Origin of the sequence: Solidesulfovibrio carbinoliphilus subsp. oakridgensis (genome assembly GCF_000177215.2) — a bacterium.
GTDB classification, from domain to species: Bacteria; Desulfobacterota; Desulfovibrionia; order Desulfovibrionales; family Desulfovibrionaceae; genus Solidesulfovibrio; species Solidesulfovibrio carbinoliphilus.
The window spans coordinates 181925-199158 of sequence record NZ_CM001368.1 but is presented as its reverse complement, the minus strand read 5'-3'; the positions used below and the strand labels follow the sequence as shown (position 1 = coordinate 199158).

The window sequence follows — 17234 nt, the reverse complement described above, 5'->3', positions numbered from 1 at the left end:
TGTGGTTATGACTGCCGAAGACAAGGCACAGGTCATCACGGATCACAAAAAGCACGAAGGCGACACCGGTTCCCCCGAGGTCCAGGTCGCCCTGCTGACGTCGCGCATCACCTACCTGACCGGGCATTTCAAGTCCCACCCCAAGGACTACCATTCCCGGACCGGTCTTTTGAAGCTCGTCGGCCAGCGCCGCAAACTTTTAAACTACCTGAAGAAGAAGGACGTGCAACGCTATCGCGATCTGATCGCGAAGCTTGGCCTTCGCAAGTAGGACGTCGAATCGGGGGCCGGTCCTTGGGGCCGGCCCCCTCCTTCCCGCGCATGCATTATGCGCGCCCGCTCTCGGGACGCACGTCCCGGCAGCCGTCGCGCCTGCTGCATGTCGGGAGGGTCGGCCACCATACTCTGCCCATCCCTTTCTCCAGCGAGGTGTCCATGACAATGTCTTTTGATCCCATTCGTCTCGAAACCACCGTCGGCGGCAATGCCATCATCCTGGAAACCGGCCGCCTGGCCAACCAGGCAGACGGCGCCGTCTGGATCCAGTCCGGCGGCACGGTCGTCCTGGTCACGGCCTGCACCCAGGCCCTGGCCGAGGAAAAAGGCTTTTTCCCGCTGGTCGTCGACTACCAGGAAATGTCCTACGCCGCCGGCCGCATCCCGGGCTCGTATTTCCGCCGCGAGATCGGCCGCCCGTCCGAGCGCGAAGTGCTCGTGTGCCGGCTGATCGACCGTCCCTGCCGGCCGCTGTTCCCCAAGGGCTTCCGCGACGAGGTCCAGATCATCGCCACGGTCCTGTCGGCCGACGGCCAGGTCGAGCCGGACGTCCTGGCCCTGACCGCCGCCTCCACGGCCCTGCACATTTCGAAGATCCCCTTCCACGGCCCCATCGCCGGCGGCCGGGTGGGGTATATCGACGGCCAGTTCGTGCTGAACCCGACCGTGCCCATGATCAACGCCGGGGCCGTGCTCAACCTGACCTTCGCCGCCTCGCGCGACGCCGTGGTCATGGTCGAGGGCGGCGGCCGCTTCGTTTCCGAAGACCTGCTGGCCGACGCCCTGGAATGGGGGCACAAGGCCGTGCAGCCGCTCCTCGACCTTCAGGAGGAGATGCGGGAAAAGGCCGGCAAGCCCAAGATCGCCTTCACCCCGCCGGCTCCCAACGAGGAGCTTGAGGCCGTGGTGCGTCAGGCGGCCGAAGCAGGCCTCAAGGAAGCTTTCACCATCAAGGACAAGATGCCCCGCCGCGATGCCCGGCGCGCTGTCAAGCAGGCCGTCATGGCCGCCGTGGTCGAAGCCTTCCCGGACCAGCCCACCTACAAGATGAAGGCCGGCGAAGTCCTTGAGGCCATGGAGAAAAAGCTCCTGCGCGCCCTTATCAAGGAAACCGGCATCCGCCTCGACGGCCGCGACACCAAGTCGGTTCGCCCGATCGGCATCCAGGTCGGCGTCCTGCCCCGGACCCACGGATCCACGTTGTTCGCCCGGGGCGAGACCAAGGCCCTTTGCGTGGCCACGCTCGGTTCCACCGGGGACGAGCAGAAGATCGAGACGCTTAACGGCGAAACGTACAAGCGTTTCATGCTCCACTACAACTTCCCGCCCTACTGCGTCGGTGAAGTGAAAATGCTTCGCGGCCCGTCGCGCCGGGATATCGGCCACGGCGCCCTGGCCGAGCGTTCCGTCCTGCCGGTCCTGCCCGGTCCGGAGGAATTCCCGTTCACCATGCGCGTGGTCTCCCAGGTCATGGAGTCCAACGGCTCCTCGTCCATGGCTTCGGTCTGCGGCGCGTCGCTCGCCCTTATGGACGCGGGCGTGCCCATCAAGCAGCCGGTCGCGGGCATCGCCATGGGTCTGATCAAGGAAGGCGACGACTTCCTGATCCTGACCGACATCCTCGGCGACGAGGACGCCATGGGCGACATGGACTTCAAGGTGGCCGGCACCGCCGACGGCATCACCGGCATCCAGATGGACATCAAAATCACGGGCATCCCCCAGGCCGTCATGCGCCAGGCCCTCAACCAGGCCAAGGAAGCCCGCCTGCACATCCTCGGCCGCATGGCCGAAGTGCTGGCCGCCCCCCGGCCCGAACTGTCGCCCCTGGCCCCGCAGCTGGCCGTGGTGCACATCAATCCGGAAAAGATCCGTGAAGTGATCGGACCCGGCGGCAAGAACATCAAGGCCATCACGGCCGAAACCGGCGCCTCCATCGACATCGAGGACACGGGCAAGATCTCGATTTTCGCCCCGACCCTCGAATCCATGGAAAAGGCCCGGGCCCGGGTCGAGTACTACGACCAGCACGCCGACGTCGGCGCCAACTACAAGGGCAAGGTCAAAAAGATCATCGACTGCGGCGTCATCGTCGAGATCCTGCCCGGCCTCGAAGGTCTCGTGCACGTCTCCCAGCTCGACATCGAGCGGGTCGAGAGCCCCTTTGACGTGGTCAAGATGGGCCAGGAGCTGGAGGTCAAGGTTCTGGAACAGGAACCCTCCGGCCGTATCCGCCTGTCGCGCAAGGCCGTCATGAATGAAGAAAAGGGCATCGCCTTCGACCCGGCCGACTACGCCAAGACCGGCGGCCCCGGACGCGGCGGCGATCGCGGCGGACGTGGCTTCGACCGCGGCGGCGACCGCCGGGGCGGCTACGACCGCGACCGCGGCGGCGACCGTGGCGGACGCGGCGGCGACCGCGGGGGTGATCGCGGCGGACGCAGCTAGGGAATCGGGGCTCCGCCCCGAACCCCGCCAGGGCCCTGCCCTGGACCCGCCGGGGGGATGATCCCCCCGGACCCCCTCGACGGGGGTGGGCCATCCGCGCCGCGCGCCTTGGTATCGCTTTATGGGGGGCCTTCCTTGGGGGAGGTCCCCTTTTTTATGGCCAAGTCCTGGAGGGGAGGGGAAGGGCTTGACGCGTCGGCCGGTGGCCTCATAGGATACGTGCATATGCACGAATCGTCGCCGACAGCCAACGGGAAGCCCATGAACGCAACCACTCCCCTGCTCTCCCCCTGCCACTGTGCCAAACTGCGCCGGGCCACCCGGGCCGTCACCCGCCTCTACGACGAGCGGCTGGCCCCAAGCGGCCTGGCCGTCACCCAGTATTCGCTCCTGCGCGCCCTCTCCCGGCTGGAACCGGCCACGGCCGGGGACCTCGGCGCGGCCATGGGCCTGGACCGCACGACCCTGGTCCGAAACCTGAAGGTCCTGTCCGACCGGGACTTGGTGGCCGCGAGCCCGGATCCGGCCGACGGCCGCGTCCGGCACCTGCGCCTGACCGAGGCCGGACGTCTGGCCCTCGCAAAGGCCGAGCCCCTATGGCGGACGGCCCAGGCCGAACTGGAAGACCGCCTCGGCCGCCCCGGCCTGGACGGGCTGGCCGCCGTCCTGGCCGGGCTCCAGACTTTCGGCGGCTGATTTTTTTTGCCGAAAAGTGTGTACCTACACTCAAAGGAGCCTTCATGTCCCTGACCGAGAACATCAAGGAATACGCCCTGGACATCGGCTACGCCGCCGTCGGCTTCACAGCGGCCGACGCCTTTGCGGACTACCGGGCCGAGCTTTCGGCCCGAAACGACCAGTATGATTTCCTCATGAAGCGTCCGGCCGGTCCCTTTGCCGGGGCCGAGCCCCGGACGCTTATGCCCGGGGCCCGCTCCATCGTGGTCGTGGCCTACGACTTCGGCTGCACGGCCTTTCCCGAAAGCTTGGTCGGCGTCATCGGCCGCATCTACCAGGCCCGGTGCTACACCCCGCCGCCAAACCGCCTCCACGGCGCGCGCCGGGAGCTTCTGGCCTCGTTTCTGCGGCAAAACGGCTGCGCCGTGGGCCAGGGCTTCATGGTCCCGCTGCGGCCGGCAGCCACAAGGGCCGGGGTGGCGACCGTCGGCCGCAACACCTTCGCCTATGCGGCCAGGGCCGGCTCGTTCATCTGTCTCGAAGCCTTTGTGGTGGACGCGGAACTGGCCTGCGACGCGCCGACGGAAAGGGTCAATTGTCCGCCCAACTGTCGGGCCTGTATCGACGCCTGCCCGACCGGTGCCCTGTACGAGCCGCTCCACATGAACCCCAGGCGCTGCATCACCTTCAATACCTGCTTTGCCAGGGACGGCCTCGGCCCGGGCGTGTCCGACTCCATCCCCCACGACATCCGCGAGGCGATGAGCACCCGCGTCCACGGCTGCGACGCCTGCCAGGAGGCCTGCCCCCGAAACCGGGCGCGCCTGGAGGCCAAGCTGCCCGAAGACCCGTTTCTCGAACGCCACGCCCGGGAGTTCTCCTTGAATCGGATGGTCAACATGGACGAGGCGTATTTCGAAACCACGGCCCAGCTCCTCCTGTACAACTACATCCGCGAGAAAAAATACCACCAGCGAAACGCGGCCATCGCCCTCGGCAATCTTGGCGACAGGGCCGCCGTGCCGGACTTGCGCCAGGCCCTTGGCGACCCCGAGGCCGTGGTCCGGGAACACGCGGCCTGGGCTCTCGGCAAGATTGGCGGAACGGAAGCCAAGCGGGCCCTGGAAGGAGCCCGGGGAACCGAGCCCGTGGCCCTGGTCGCGGCCGCCATCGAAGAGGCGCTGGCCCGGTCGGCCTAGCACCGGCCGCCAAAGGAAAACCGGCCCACGGGACTTGCCCGGGGCCGGTTTGAAGGCGCGTTCGCCCGGGAGGCCGCTACCAGGCCGGGTTGCTGACCGGCACGATGAAGGTCTGGGCCTGGTTGTCCACGCGAAGGACCACCCGGACCGAGTGGATGCCGGCGTTGATCGGGAAGTAGAGGTAGCCCGGGACCAGCGCGCCCGGGGCGATGGGGGCCGGCCGCCAGGCGTAGGTCGCCATCTCCTGGTAGAGCGAGGCCCGGTACTGCTCCATGGACGGCCGCTGGGACAGGGCCGCGCCGCCGAGGGCCCCGGCGCCGGCGCCGATGAGGGCCCCAGGCCCGGCGCCCCAGCCGTGGTTGAAGCCCGAGCCGATCAACGCCCCAAGGCCCGCGCCGACGGCCGCGCCGGTCAGGCCTCCGACAATGGCCGCCTCGGCGCTCTTCTTGTAGGCCGTGGAGGCGAACACCACCTCGGCCGCCTGCTCCATGGCGTACGGCGGGTATTCCGCGCCGCCCGCGCCGATGCCCCGGCACTCCTCGGCGTAGATGACGGGGTAGCGGCCCGAATGGTTGTTGACCAGGAGCAGGACCGGCAGGAGGCCGGCCTCGTTGTAGTTGATGCCTTGCCCCTGCCAGACGTAGCGCATGGCGCCGATGTCCCACTCGGCCGTACGCACGGCGCCGGGCAGGGAGGCCGGGTTGACGACGTTGGTCATCTGCGGCCGGGGCGGCGTGTAGACCGCGCAGGAGGCCAGCAGGCAGACCAGCAGGACCAGGGACAGGGCCATCCGGCCGACGGAAGGGACGATTGCGGTGTGTTTCATACGACCTCTTCGTGGTATGCGCGCCCCCCTTGCGGAGCGGGCGCGGTGCATTCCTACCGGCACAGCCGGATCGAGTCCATGGCCTGGCGCAAGGTTGCCCCGGCCGCTTGCGGTTGGTGGTCGCGGGGTCAGCGCACCAGGATTCCGGCGTATCCCACGACCTGGTTGTAGTCGCCGCTGGCCTCGCCCGAGGTGGCATAGGCGGCCAGGACCGCCTCCCGCGCCCCAAGGGCTTTGGCCAGATACAGGCCAAGCACCATGGGCAGCACCCCGCACATGGTGATGCCGGCCTCCCGCACCACCCGGTAGAGCCCGTCCGGGTCCAGGGCCAGGACGCGGTCCAGGGCCAGGGCGTCCCGCCGCTTGGCCGTCTCGTGGGGCACGTAGTGGCTCATGTCCGAACTGACCACGAGGGAGACCGGTTCGGACCGCTGCCCGAGCACCCCGGCCATGGTCCCGGCCACCTGCCGCAGGACGTCGGGATCGGGCTCGGCCACGGCAATGGGCACAATGCGCACGGCCGGGTTTTTGACGCACAGAAACGGCAGCAGCACCTCCAGGGAATGCTCTTCCAGGTGGGCGGCCGCATCCGGCGACAGCCGCGCCTCGGCGCGCAGGAGGTCCCGGGCCAGGTCGGCCGCCACCGGCACGTCGCAGCCCGGCACGGCCCAGGCCCCGGACGGCCACACGGCCAGCCGTTTGCCGCGCCCGGTGTGGTTGGGGCCCAAAAGCAGCACCGTGCCGGCGAGCCGGGCCGCGCCAAGGGTCCGGCCGGCCACGGAACCGCTGTAGACGTAGCCGGCGTGGGGAACCATGGCCAGAAGCGTCGGTCCGTCGGCCTCGGCCGGGACCTCGGCCTCGGCCAGAAAGGCTCCGGCCTCCCGGCGCAGCGCGGGCGCGGCGCCAGGGTAGAACCGGCCCGCGACCACGGGCTGGCGGCTTTGGAATTCAAGGGACTCCAGGGATTCCTCGGAACCGGTCGTCTGGCGGGACATGGCGTCACCTTCCTTCGGCTCCCTGGGGCGTCCCCGGACCGCCCGGGCCACGTGACAAGGGGCCAGCCTGGACAATCTAGCCTGTTTCCGGCCGCGTTGACAAGAGCGGGGCAGCCTGCCCGGCCTGCCGGCCTCCGGCTTTCCGGGGTGGATTCGGAGGGAAGGCGGGGCTACTGGGCCTGGGTCAGGGCGTTGAGGCGATTTTGCAGGCCGTTCGTGGCCAGATCCGAGGCGGCCATCCGGCCGTAGAAGGAGTCGGGCGCGCTGTCGCGCATGGCGGAGAGGGTCTTGCGCCAGCCGTCCATGTCGCCCATGGCCCGCTGGATGGCGGCGGTTCGCAGGCGATTGCTGGCCCAGTCGTCGTCGCCCTCCTTGCACAGGGCCGCATAGTCCTCGGCCCAGCGCAGGGCTTTGGAAAACTGGCCAAGCCCGCGCGTGGATTCGACCAGGATGTTGAGCGAGGCCTTCAGCTTGTCCGGGTCCTTGCCCGATTCCCGGAAGAGAAACGCGGCCTCCCCGGCGTACAGCTCGGCCTTTTCCAGCTCCTTTCTGGCCATGGCCTCCTTGGCCATGAAATACAGGGCATAGCACCGCTTGCCGGCCTCCAGGGCCTGGTCGCCGGCCAGCTTGCGCCAGATCTGCCGGGCCCGGTCCGCATCGCCGAGGTTCTCCAGGGCATCGGCCACGGCGAACTCCAGGTTGCGGCGCTGGCTCGGGCCGAACTTCCAGCCCTGGACCTTGCGCGCCAGCTCCACGATCTCGCGCCAGTTCCGCTCGTCCTGGTAGATGGACATGGCCATGGCCAGGGCCATGCTGCCGTTGTCGTTCTCCCGGGGGCCAAGAAACGGCAAGGCCTCGGCCAGGGCCTGCCGGGTCTGGCCGGTCCGCAGGTAGGCCAGCGCCAGTCCGAGCCGCGTCTGCTCCGACAGCATGCCCCGGTTGGCGGCCAGGATCGGATTGTCCTTATAGGCCGCGACCAGCCGCTCGTAGTCCTTGTGGGCAATGAGGTCCCCGGCCATCTTCTCGAAGGCCGTGACCGCCACTTCCTCGGCCTTGGGGGCCAGTTCGTTTTTCGGGTAGCGTTCCAGGAACCGGGCCGCGGATTTGAGGCTCTCGGGATAGTTCTGGCGGTAGAGCTGCCACATGGCCAGCTTGATCTGGGCCAGGGGGGCCAGCGGGCTGTTGGGGTGGTCGCGGATGATGCCCTCGTAGATGTCGTCCGGGCTGCCGTACTGGGGCTTGTCGAACAGCGAGAACATCTCGGAGATGGTCGGCTGGTCGTGGACGCCCTGCTCGGCCAGCCGCATCTTGGAAATGAGCCCGCCTTCCTCGTTGGGATAGTCCTTGACGGCCATGTTGTAGAAATCGACCGCCGCCGGCCGGTTGCCGAGCTTGGCGTAGATGTCGCCCAGCCGGGCCAGGACCAGGTCGGCGTCCTTGACCTTGGGGGTCATGTTGTAAAAGGTCAGGTAGTCGTCGCGGGCTTTTTTAACGTCCCCGTTCCTGTAGGCGATGTCGCCGTCGATGCGCAAAATTCCCGGGAATTCGACGTAGTAGCGCGGCCACCGCTTGCCGATGTAGTCCGCGATCTGGGCCGCCTCCTTGTAGCGGCCGAGCTTGACCAGGGTCTTGGCTAGGCCCATGGCCCCCTCGCGCACGTACTTGCTCTCCGGGAACTTCTCGATCAGCCCCTGGTATTCCTCGGCCGCCTTCTTGTAGTCGCCCCGGTCGAAATAGTATTCGCCCCAGTAGAAGTTGATGAGCGGCACATTGGCGTCGGCCGGGTACTTCTTGGTCAGCACGTTGAAATAGCCCTTGGCCTCGGGCAGGTTGCCGACGCGCAGGTTCAGCATGCCGAGGTGGAGCAGGGCTTCGGGCACGCGGTAGGAATTGGTGTCCGTGTTGATGGCTTCCTGGAGCGCGCCCTGGATCTCGTCGTAGTGGGCGGCCGGCTCGTCCTTGTACATGTCGACCAGGACCCCGGCCAGGGAATGGAGCACTTCCTCGCGCAGGTCCTTGGCCAGATCCTTTTTGTTCTTGAGATCGGTCATCATGGTGCGGGCGGCCCCGAAGTTGCCGGCCAGCTTCTCGGCCTGGGCGGCGACGAGGGTGTTGGCGTCGTGGTCCTCCTCCTTGGCCGGCGGGGTGGCGGCCTCGGCCCCGGTTGCCGATGCGGCGGGCGGCAAAGCGTCGGCGGCGCTCCCGATTGGAGCCACAGGGGGAGCGGCCGCCGCCTTGCCCTCGGCCTTGGCCACGGCCCGCGGCGCGGGCGGGGGCGGGCTGACGGCTCCCCGGGCCCCGCCGGCGTCGGCCACGGCCGGCGGGATCGGCGGCAATTTGACGCGGTATTCCCCCGCCCCGCCGCCGGCTCCGGCTGCGGCCCCGGAAGGAGACGCAACGGGCGCGTCCCCCGTGGCTGCCGCCGCCCGGACATCGCCCGGGGCGGCGGCATCCAGGCCGGCCGGCCGCAGGATCGGCGCCTTGTCCGCCGCCACGTTCATGGCCGAGGCCCGCAGCGAATACGGCACCGCGTAAAACGGTTCCTTGGCCCCGTCGGCCTTGGCCGGCGGCGCGGCCGGGCCCGTGGCCGGATTTCCGGCAAGGGCCGGCGGCAGGGGCGGCAGTTCCAGGGGGCCGGGCTTGTTGTTTTGCGGGGTGACGGGCAGGGTCACGGCCGAGGCCGGTTTGGCGGCCGCCTCGGCCGGCGGCCAGGTGGTGTTCTGGCCGGGCGCGCCGGCCGGGGGCGTCCAGTTGGCCCCGGCCGGATCGCGGTACACCTGGAGCTTCAGTTCCTTCTCGCCCTGGGGCCAGCCCACGAAGCCGAAGGCGTCGGTCTTAAGGCGCACCACCACGTTGTCCCCGGCCACGGCCATGGCGTCGATCAGCCGCGAGGAGCGGAAATCCACGTCTTCGGGCGGTTGCTCCCCGTCGAGGGCCCCGGGCGGAAACGTCAGGGTGATCTCGGCCGGGCCGGTGCGGGCCATGGTCGGCGAGGCGCCGGGCTTGGAGAAATCGAGGATCAGCGAGTCCATGTCCGGCCGGGTGACCGAGGACACGGTCAGGGCCTCGGCCGGGCCGGCCGTGAGGACGGCGAGCAGGGCCGCCGCGAGGAGACGCCGGATGCCGGCGCAAAAGAGGGAGCTCACGCCGCTTCGCATTGCAAGGAACATGCTAGTGTCGCGCTCTCGAAATTCGTGCATACGAATTTCGAGAGTAACATATTTAAATAATTATTTTTTTCTAAAAAATATCAACCTATTTTTTAGCGAACGCCACACTAGGGCGGCAAGCGGCCGGGCCGACGCCGTCCGGCCGGTCATTCCCCGGCCATGTTGCGCTTTTTGAGCTTCTCGATCAGCGTGGTCCGCTTGATGCCGAGGAGCTCGGCAGCCTGGTTTTTGACACCGCCGGCCCGCTCCAGGGCCTCTACCAGCAGCTTCTCCTCCATGGCGTCGAGAAATTCCTTGAGTCCCATGGCCCGTTCCGTCAGGTCGGACAGGCGCGGCCAGCGGAATCCGGCCGTGGCGCAGGCGGACGGGGCCACGGGCAGGGACACGCCGGCGGTGTCGAGGATCTTGCGGGGCAGGTCGACCGGCCCGATGACCTCGTGTTCGCACAGGATCGAGAGCCGCTCCATGAAGTTTTCGAGTTCGCGCACGTTGCCCGGCCACGGGTAGGAGAGGACGAGCCTCTGGGCCTCGGAGGAGAAGGTCAGCGGGGTGCGGCCTTTCTGGCGGCAGAACCGGCGCAGGAAATGCTCGGCCAGAAGCAGCACGTCGTCGCCCCGCTCCCGAAGCGGCGGCAGGTGGAGCGGGATGACATTCAGGCGGTAGTAGAGGTCCTCGCGGAACCGGCCGGCCTGGACCTCGGTCTCGAGATCCCGGTTGGTGGCAGCCACGATGCGGACGTCGGCCTTGAGGGTCTTGCCGCCGCCGACCCGCTCGAACTCCTTTTCCTGGAGGGCGCGCAGGATCTTGACCTGCAGGCTGAGATCCATTTCGCCGATCTCGTCCAGAAAGATGGTGCCGCCTTCGGCCAGCTCGAACCGCCCCTGCCGGGTGCGGATGGCCGAGGTGAAGGCCCCTTTTTCGTGGCCGAAGAGTTCGCTTTCGAGGAGTTCGCGGGGGATGGCCCCGCAGTTGACCGGTACGAAAGGCTTGCCGGCCCGGCGGCTGTTGGCATGCAGGGCCCGCACGAGCAGTTCCTTGCCCGTGCCGGATTCACCCGTCACGAGCACCGTGCTGTCGGTCGGGGCCACCTTGCCGAGCACCCGAAAGACCTCGTCCAGACACGGGCTCTGGCCTACCATGCCGGAAAGGTTCAGTTCCATCTGGCCTCCGGAAAAAAGCCGCATTCCTGGCGGGTTCCCGAACTTTATAGCTTCACCCGGAGGCTGTCAATTTCCTGACGGAAAAGACACATAAATAACGCGGGCCCCCGCATCCCGGGCCGGGGCCTCAGGAACGCCCCGGAGCCGGCCCCTGCGGCACGGAGACCGACACCCCGGAAAGGGGCGCGACCAGGAAAAAACGGGCTAGATCCGCAGGTCGAGCAGCGTGCCGGCCATGTCGTCGGCCGTGCGGATGACGGCCGCATTGGCCTCGAAGGTCCGGGACGCGAGGGTCATGGACACGACCTGGCCGGCCAGGTCCACGTCGCTCACGGCGGCCAGGTCCACGCCGGGCCGGGCCGGCCCGCCCTCGGCAGGCAATCCGGCCGGCGGGGCGTCCGGGGCGATGTCCGCCACCCGCACGCCCTGCCCGTCCGGGCCGGTCTCGAGGCGGGCCTCCCTGGACCGGTAGCCGTCGGTAGCGGCGTTGGCCACGTTGTTGGCGGCAACGGCCATGGTCGTGCCCATGGCGCTTAAGGCCGACTGGGCTATGGAAAGGGCGTCGGTCATGGCCCACCTTCCTTGGCGGCGATGGCTGGAGAGGTTTTGACGGTAGCGCAGCCCGGTCCGGCCGGCAAGGGCCGGGAAAGGGACGGCCCCGCGGTTGAAGGGGCCGGGGCGGCATGCTAGAGGCGGGCATGCGCCTTTTCGCCCTCCTCCTGGCGGCCGCCCTTTTGTGCGGCTGCAACGAACCGACGCTCACGCGCTATGTGGACAAGCGGTATCTGTTCAGCTTCGTGCCGCCCCGGGGCTGGCGGGTGACGGCCGAGCAGACCCCCTCGTGCCTGACCTCGGTTTCCGCCGGAAACGGCGCATGCGGCTTTTACGTCTGCGTGAGCGAACGGCCGGAGGACTTCCTGCCGACAACCTCGGATTTCGCCAACTGCGAGCTGGTCAAGGACTATGTGGCGGAAAAGCTCAAGGGGTACGGCGTCCAGTGCAAGCCGTCCCTGCTCCAGGGCCGGCGCACCTACGACGCCATCTACCTGCGCAACGTGGCCGACGCGGCCGGCGCGGTCAGATTCCAGCTCGTGCGCCAGACGTTTCTTGCCCGGGGCCGGCTCCTTTACACCATCACGTCCTACGTCTTCGGCCATTCGGAAGCGGAACTCAAAGCCGCCACCTCGCCCTGCGACGACGACATCCTGCGCTCGGAAGGCACCTTCTTCCTGCACCAGCCCCCGACCCGGAACGACTGAGCCGTCCCGCCTCCCTGTCCTTCAGGCGGACTTCGAAACAAGGCCCTTCAATACTTCTCTTCCTTGAAATATTCCCCTCTCGAGGCCTTCCCAAAAATCGGGCGGTGCGGAAAAACCGCCGGCGTTGCGACGGCCATCCGCGGCGGACTTCCACGGGCCAAGCCCTTTGGCCGCCGGAGGCTTTCCCCCCGCTCGTTTCCATGCCCCTCTTTTCTAGTCGGCCACGCCGGTCGGCCCTTGCGGCCGGGCGGCGGCCTCCCTCTCGCGCTTGAGGCTGACCTCGAGGACCTCGCCGAGCTGCTCGATGGTGTGCGGCTTGGCCAGGTAGTCGTTCATACCCAGGCGCAAAAACCGCTCCCGGTCCTTTTCGCTGGCATAGGCGGTGAGCGCCACGATGGGGATGCGCTTGCTGACCCCGGGCACCTCGCCGTTTCGAATGTGGTGCGTGCATTCGATGCCGTCCATGACCGGCATCTGGATGTCCATGAGGATGAGATCCACCGGTTCCCGGGCCAGGACGGAGAGGGCCTCCTGGCCGTTTGTCGCCTCGAGGGCCTTGTAGCCGAGCTTGGTCAGGGTCCGGCCGGTGGTCAGGCGGTTGATGCGCTCGTCCTCGACCAGAAGCACGGTGTACCCGGCCGGGAAGAACACCGGGTCCTCGCTGGCGTAGACGACCGTCTCACCGAGGCATTCGTAGTCCGGCAGGGCGAAGGGAACGGTAAAATAAAAGGTGCTGCCGCACTTGGGCGCGCTTTTGACCCAGATCTGGCCGCCGAGCATCTCGACCAGATGCCGGGCGATGCTAAGGCCCAGGCCCGCCCCGCTGACCCGCTTGGTCAGATAGTGCTCGGCCAGTTCGAAATCCTCGAAAATCTTGCTTTGCAGGTCCTTCGAGATGCCGATGCCGGTGTCGCGGACCATGAAAAGGAGCGTGCAGTAGTGGGGGGCAAAGGCTACCCGGCTGGTGGAGATTTTCTTGACCCGGATCTCGATGGAGCCCGCTCCGGTGCATTTGAGGGCATTGTCCACCAGGTTCGACAGGATCTGGCGCAACCGGAACACGTCCCCCACCAGCCGGTGGGGGATGCGGGGATCGACGGTCGTCACGAACCGGATGTCTTTCACCTTGGCCCGGACCGAATAGCTCCTGACCAGGGCGGCGAGCAGGTCGCGGGCATCGCACACCGAGAGCACGGGCTCGATGGCCGCGGCGTCGATGTCGGCCAATTCCAGAACGTTGTTGACGATCGACAGCAGGCGTTTGCCCGAGTCCTCCACGATGCCCCACAGTTCTTCCTGGTCCTCGCCGCTGCCGCCCTGCAAGGCGAGCTGGGTGGCCCCGATGATGCCGTTTAGGGGCGTGCGCAGCTCGTGGGTGATGTTGCCGAGAAACTGCGACTTGGCCTGGCTGGCGGAAAAAACCAGCTCCTTTTCCTTTCGCAGCTGGCTTTCGGTTTCCTTGAGCGCGGTGATGTCCCGGGAGTAGCTGGCCATGTAGATGACGCGGCCCGAGTCGTCGGCAATGGGGCACAGGCTGATCAGGTAATAGCGGTTCTCCTGCCGCTCCTCGTAACACAGGAGCTCGTTGCGGCGGGCCGCCTCCAGGAGGTGGGCCCGCCGCTCCTCGGCCAGTTCGGCCGCCATGTAGCGGTAAAGGCTGGCCCCGATCAGGGCGTCCACGGTCTGGCCGCGCCGCCGGGCCGCCTCCTCGTTCAGGATCAGGATGTAGCCGTCGAGGTCGGACAGGATGATGGAATCGTGGGTGGCGTCGAGCAGGGCCTTGAAGATGGCCTGGTTTTCCGAAAGCAGGTGTTGGGACAGAACGAGCTTGGTCACGTCCTCGCGGATGACGATGCCGCCGGTCACGACCCCGTCCTCCAGGATGGGAATGCCCCGGATGTTCTGGTAGGCCGACTGGCCGCCGCTGCACTCGTCGGTGTAGACGGCTTCCAGATGGATGGTGCGGCCCGACAGGATGGACTGTATGTCTTCCGCGATGCCGGCCGACACGATGCCAGGCAGGCACTGGAGCTTTTTGCCGAGAAAAAATTCCAGGTCGCGCTTGCCCCTGGCGAAATTGGCCAGATGCCACTCATTGACGAAGGTGATGACGCCCGAGGCGTCTATCGTCATGATGGACACCGGCGCAAACTGGAGTATCTGCTCGCAATTGGCGGCAATCAGGCCTTGGCCGAACATGGGATATCCTTAACCGGGCCGCCAACGCCCCGCAAGGGGATTGGCCGTCACCATCGCCTTATTCGCAGCCCGATCTCCGGCCGCCCGTTGCCCCGGCCGGAAATTCCTCCACCAGCCTGTCGATATCGTCCGACCCAACAGGAGGCGGATATATGCGAAAAACCGATCGACTCCAAGCGAAAACAGGTCAGGCGGCCGGCGGCGGCCCATTGCGGCCCTCGATGCCGGCAAAGGCGCTGTGGTTGTGGATGGACTCGAAACTTTCCACCTCCACCCGGTACCAGGTCACCTTGGGGTGGGCGGCCAGGGCGCTGGCCACCCGCCGGGCCACGTCCTCCACAAAGGTCGGATTGGCAAAGGCCTGCTCGGTGACGTGCTTCTCGTCCTCGCGCTTTAAAAGCGCGTAGACCGGCGACGATCCGGCGGCCTCGGCCATCTCGATCAGCTCCTCCAGCCAGACGAACCCGGAAAACCGGCAGCGGATGGACACCACCGCCCGCTGGCTGTGGGCCCCCTGGTCGGAGATGGCCAGCGAACACGGGCAGACCGTCATGACCGGCACCTCGACCCCAAGGGTCTGCCGGAACTTCTCGCCCTCGAATTCGCCGGACACCTGGCAGACGTAGTCCATGAGCGAGGCCGCGCCGGAGGATGGCGAGGACTTGGCCAGAAAATAGGGAAAGGTCAGGGTCATGTGGGCGTTTTCCGCCTCCAGGCGGGCGCGCACGTCCGAAAGGAGGGCCCGGAACGAAACCAGATCCAGTTCGCCGGTAAACCCCGACAGGGCCTCCACGAACCGGCTCATGTGCGTGCCCTTGAACCGGGCCGGCAGGTCCACGGACAGCTCGACCTCGGCCACGGTGTGCTGCCGTCCCTTGCTCGCCCGGTCGCGCACGGAAAGCGGCAGCCGGAAATTCTTGATGCCGACCCGGTCCACGGCAATGGCCACGTCGGGCGGCCCGCTTTGGATGTCTCGCATGGTGGGATGTGCCTCCGGCGGCCGGGGCTCTGCCCCGGACCCCGCCGGGGGGAATGATTCCCCCCGGCCCCCCCCGATGGATTGAGGGGTTTGGGGAGGTCGTCAGTACGTTTTGACGCCCCGCCCTGTAAAGGGAAAGAAAAAGGGCAACAAAATCAATCTGCCAACCCGAAAATGTCCGTTGCCATCCGTTTCCGGGGCCTCATCGGCACGTGGGCGGAAGTCCCATCCCCCCCTCCAGGGGGTTCGGGGGGGATGATCCCCCCCCGATGGGGAGGGTTTGGGAGGGGCGACGCCCCTCCCAACTCTTAAACGATCTCCTGGCCGGTGGTGGCCAGGGTCAGCTTGCCGTATTTGACGCCGCGCGTGGAGATGAGCTTCTGGGAGAGCTTTTGCACGGCTTCGCCCGGCCCTTTGAGGGTCAGTGCCTCCAGGCAGTTGTTGTGGTCGAGGTGCACGTGCATGGAGCACAGGATCACGTCGTGGTCGTCGTGCTGGATCTCGATCAGCCGCTGGGCCAGGTCGGAGGTGTGGTGGTCGTAGACCAGCGTCAGGACGCCGGCCACCTCCTTGTCGGACTGCTCCCACTCCTTTTGCACCAGCACCCCCCGGATGAGGTCCCGGATGGCTTCGGAACGGGTCTGATAGCTTTTTTCGTCGCAAAGCGCGTCAAATTTCTCCAAAAGCTCGGAATTGAGCGAAACGCCGAAGCGGATGGTCTGGCCCATGCGCCCTCCTGGTTAGAGACGGATCTCGTAAAGGCTCACCGTACTGCGGTACGTGGAAAAAGACACGGATTCCTCGTGCAGCTTGGCCACCCGGAAGCCGTCGGCGGCCAGCCGGCCCCAGACGGGCTGGGAGACCTGCCGCCACGGCTCGGACAGCCAGATGCGTCCGCCGGGCGCGAGGAGGGTGCGGAAAAGCGGCACAAGGGGCTCGTAAAAACGGTTCTCGTAGAGGATGTCGCTGCCCCAGATGACGTCGAAGGCGGCCGGGACGAAGCACGGCCGCCGCCAGTCCATGACGGCCAGGTCCACGGCCAGGCCGTTCGTCCGGGCATTGCGGGCCGCGTGGGCCAGGGCCGCCTCCTCGTAATCCACGGCCGCGACCCGGGCCCCGGCCGCCGCCCCGGCCAGGGCCGAGAGCCCCATGCCGCAGCCGAGGTCCAGGCACCGCCGGCCGATGATATCGCCCGCGCGGGCCGTCAGCCAGGCGGAAAGAAGGAGGCTTGCCGGCCAGATTTCGGCCCAGTACGGCATGTGCTCGTCCGCGCCGAAATGCTCCTGGCCAAGGCTCTCCCACAACGCCTCCATGTCCTGGTCCCGGCAAAGCGTGAACTCGCGGTCCGCGATCCGCAGCCGCAACCGTCCCGCAATCCAGTCCGGCGGCGTGGATGTGGCGGCCAGAAGCGGTGTGGAGGCATGTTTGACAGGCACGTAAAACTCCCTGACGGATCAAAAGCGCGATTTGGCGCATCAAGCGTGTTACCGCGAAAGGGCAAACCGCGCAACCCGGAGATACGGCCGACGATTGTTCGGTATGGTGAGCGGGCGGACGCCGGCCCCGGCTTGCCCGACGCCACGCAAAGGGGTATTTGAGGCCAGCCCGCCGTCCGCCGGACGGCCAAGGCAAAGAGCAGCCTATCATCGAGGGAGACGCGCCATGCAAAAGGACCTTCTCTACACCAAAACCCACGAATGGGTCCGGGTCGAGGATGCCATCGCCGTGATCGGCATCACCGATTTCGCCCAGGAACAGCTCGGCGACATCACGTATGTGGAACTGCCGGCCGTCGGCACGGTGCTCGAAGCCGGCCAGGAAATGGGTTCGGTCGAATCCGTCAAGGCCGCCAGCGAACTCTACTGCCCGGTCTCCGGCGAAGTCGTGGCCATAAACGAGGAGCTCGAAGCCACCCCGGAGAAGGTCAACACCGACCCCTTCGGCGAGGGCTGGATGCTTCGGGTGCGCCTGTCGGCCGAGCCGGCGGGGCTCCTCTCGCCCGAGGAATACGAGGAAATCGCCAAGGCCGAGCATTAATCCGGAGA

15 protein-coding genes are annotated in these 17234 nt (G+C 67.2%); 6 read left to right on the top strand and 9 right to left on the bottom strand.

The window, feature by feature from the left end; genetic code table 11:
- Position 1: 1 nt before the first annotated feature.
- The 4 genes from rpsO to DFW101_RS00815 all read left to right on the top strand — a co-directional run bounded on the left by rpsO (position 2) and on the right by DFW101_RS00815 (position 4601).
- A complete protein-coding gene (gene rpsO, locus DFW101_RS00830; protein WP_009179640.1) occupies positions 2-271 on the top strand; it encodes a 30S ribosomal protein S15 in 270 nt (89 codons plus the stop codon).
- A 164-nt stretch (positions 272-435) separates the two neighbouring features.
- Positions 436-2724 (top strand): polyribonucleotide nucleotidyltransferase, encoded by a 2289-nt coding sequence (gene pnp / locus DFW101_RS00825; RefSeq protein WP_009179639.1) that lies wholly within the window; start codon positions 436-438, stop codon positions 2722-2724.
- A 261-nt stretch (positions 2725-2985) separates the two neighbouring features.
- On the top strand, positions 2986-3420 hold the full coding sequence (locus DFW101_RS00820) for a MarR family winged helix-turn-helix transcriptional regulator (protein WP_043642602.1): 435 nt from the start codon (positions 2986-2988) through the stop codon (positions 3418-3420).
- A gap of 44 nt (positions 3421-3464) precedes the next feature.
- On the top strand, positions 3465-4601 hold the full coding sequence (locus DFW101_RS00815; protein ID WP_009179637.1) for an epoxyqueuosine reductase: 1137 nt from the start codon (positions 3465-3467) through the stop codon (positions 4599-4601).
- Between the two features lie 76 nt (positions 4602-4677).
- Here the strand turns inward: DFW101_RS00815 and DFW101_RS00810 are convergent, their stop codons facing one another.
- The 5 genes from DFW101_RS00810 to DFW101_RS00790 all read right to left on the bottom strand — a co-directional run bounded on the left by DFW101_RS00810 (position 4678) and on the right by DFW101_RS00790 (position 11322).
- Complete coding sequence (locus DFW101_RS00810; RefSeq protein WP_009179636.1) at positions 4678-5427, bottom strand: hypothetical protein; 750 nt, start codon at positions 5425-5427, stop codon at positions 4678-4680.
- Between the two features lie 128 nt (positions 5428-5555).
- Positions 5556-6422, bottom strand: coding sequence for an AmmeMemoRadiSam system protein B (amrB, locus tag DFW101_RS00805; RefSeq protein ID WP_009179635.1), 867 nt, complete (start codon positions 6420-6422; stop codon positions 5556-5558).
- Positions 6423-6592: 170 nt separating this feature from the next.
- Positions 6593-9568 (bottom strand): tetratricopeptide repeat protein, encoded by a 2976-nt coding sequence (locus DFW101_RS00800; protein ID WP_232286116.1) that lies wholly within the window; start codon positions 9566-9568, stop codon positions 6593-6595.
- A gap of 170 nt (positions 9569-9738) precedes the next feature.
- Entirely contained in the window at positions 9739-10752 is a 1014-nt protein-coding gene (locus DFW101_RS00795; RefSeq protein WP_009179633.1) for a sigma-54 interaction domain-containing protein, read from the bottom strand.
- A gap of 204 nt (positions 10753-10956) precedes the next feature.
- On the bottom strand, positions 10957-11322 hold the full coding sequence (locus DFW101_RS00790; RefSeq protein ID WP_009179632.1) for a flagellar basal body rod C-terminal domain-containing protein: 366 nt from the start codon (positions 11320-11322) through the stop codon (positions 10957-10959).
- A 128-nt stretch (positions 11323-11450) separates the two neighbouring features.
- On the opposite strand from DFW101_RS00790, the gene DFW101_RS00785 reads away from it, so the two are divergent.
- Positions 11451-12011 carry a hypothetical protein gene (locus DFW101_RS00785; protein ID WP_009179631.1) on the top strand — a complete coding sequence of 187 codons (561 nt, stop codon included), beginning with the start codon at positions 11451-11453 and terminating at the stop codon, positions 12009-12011.
- 213 nt (positions 12012-12224) lie between these two features.
- Here the strand turns inward: DFW101_RS00785 and DFW101_RS00780 are convergent, their stop codons facing one another.
- From DFW101_RS00780 to DFW101_RS00765, 4 genes are all read right to left on the bottom strand, one after another.
- Positions 12225-14210 carry a PAS domain-containing sensor histidine kinase gene (locus DFW101_RS00780; protein ID WP_009179630.1) on the bottom strand — a complete coding sequence of 662 codons (1986 nt, stop codon included), beginning with the start codon at positions 14208-14210 and terminating at the stop codon, positions 12225-12227.
- A 187-nt stretch (positions 14211-14397) separates the two neighbouring features.
- Positions 14398-15189, bottom strand: coding sequence for a GTP cyclohydrolase FolE2 (gene folE2 / locus DFW101_RS00775; protein WP_009108976.1), 792 nt, complete (start codon positions 15187-15189; stop codon positions 14398-14400).
- Between the two features lie 308 nt (positions 15190-15497).
- Complete coding sequence (gene nikR, locus DFW101_RS00770; RefSeq protein ID WP_009179629.1) at positions 15498-15917, bottom strand: nickel-responsive transcriptional regulator NikR; 420 nt, start codon at positions 15915-15917, stop codon at positions 15498-15500.
- Between the two features lie 12 nt (positions 15918-15929).
- Complete coding sequence (locus DFW101_RS00765; RefSeq protein WP_009179628.1) at positions 15930-16625, bottom strand: class I SAM-dependent methyltransferase; 696 nt, start codon at positions 16623-16625, stop codon at positions 15930-15932.
- A 226-nt stretch (positions 16626-16851) separates the two neighbouring features.
- Between DFW101_RS00765 and gcvH the strand changes: the two genes are divergently transcribed.
- A complete protein-coding gene (gene gcvH / locus DFW101_RS00760; protein ID WP_009179627.1) occupies positions 16852-17226 on the top strand; it encodes a glycine cleavage system protein GcvH in 375 nt (124 codons plus the stop codon).
- Positions 17227-17234: the final 8 nt, after the last annotated feature.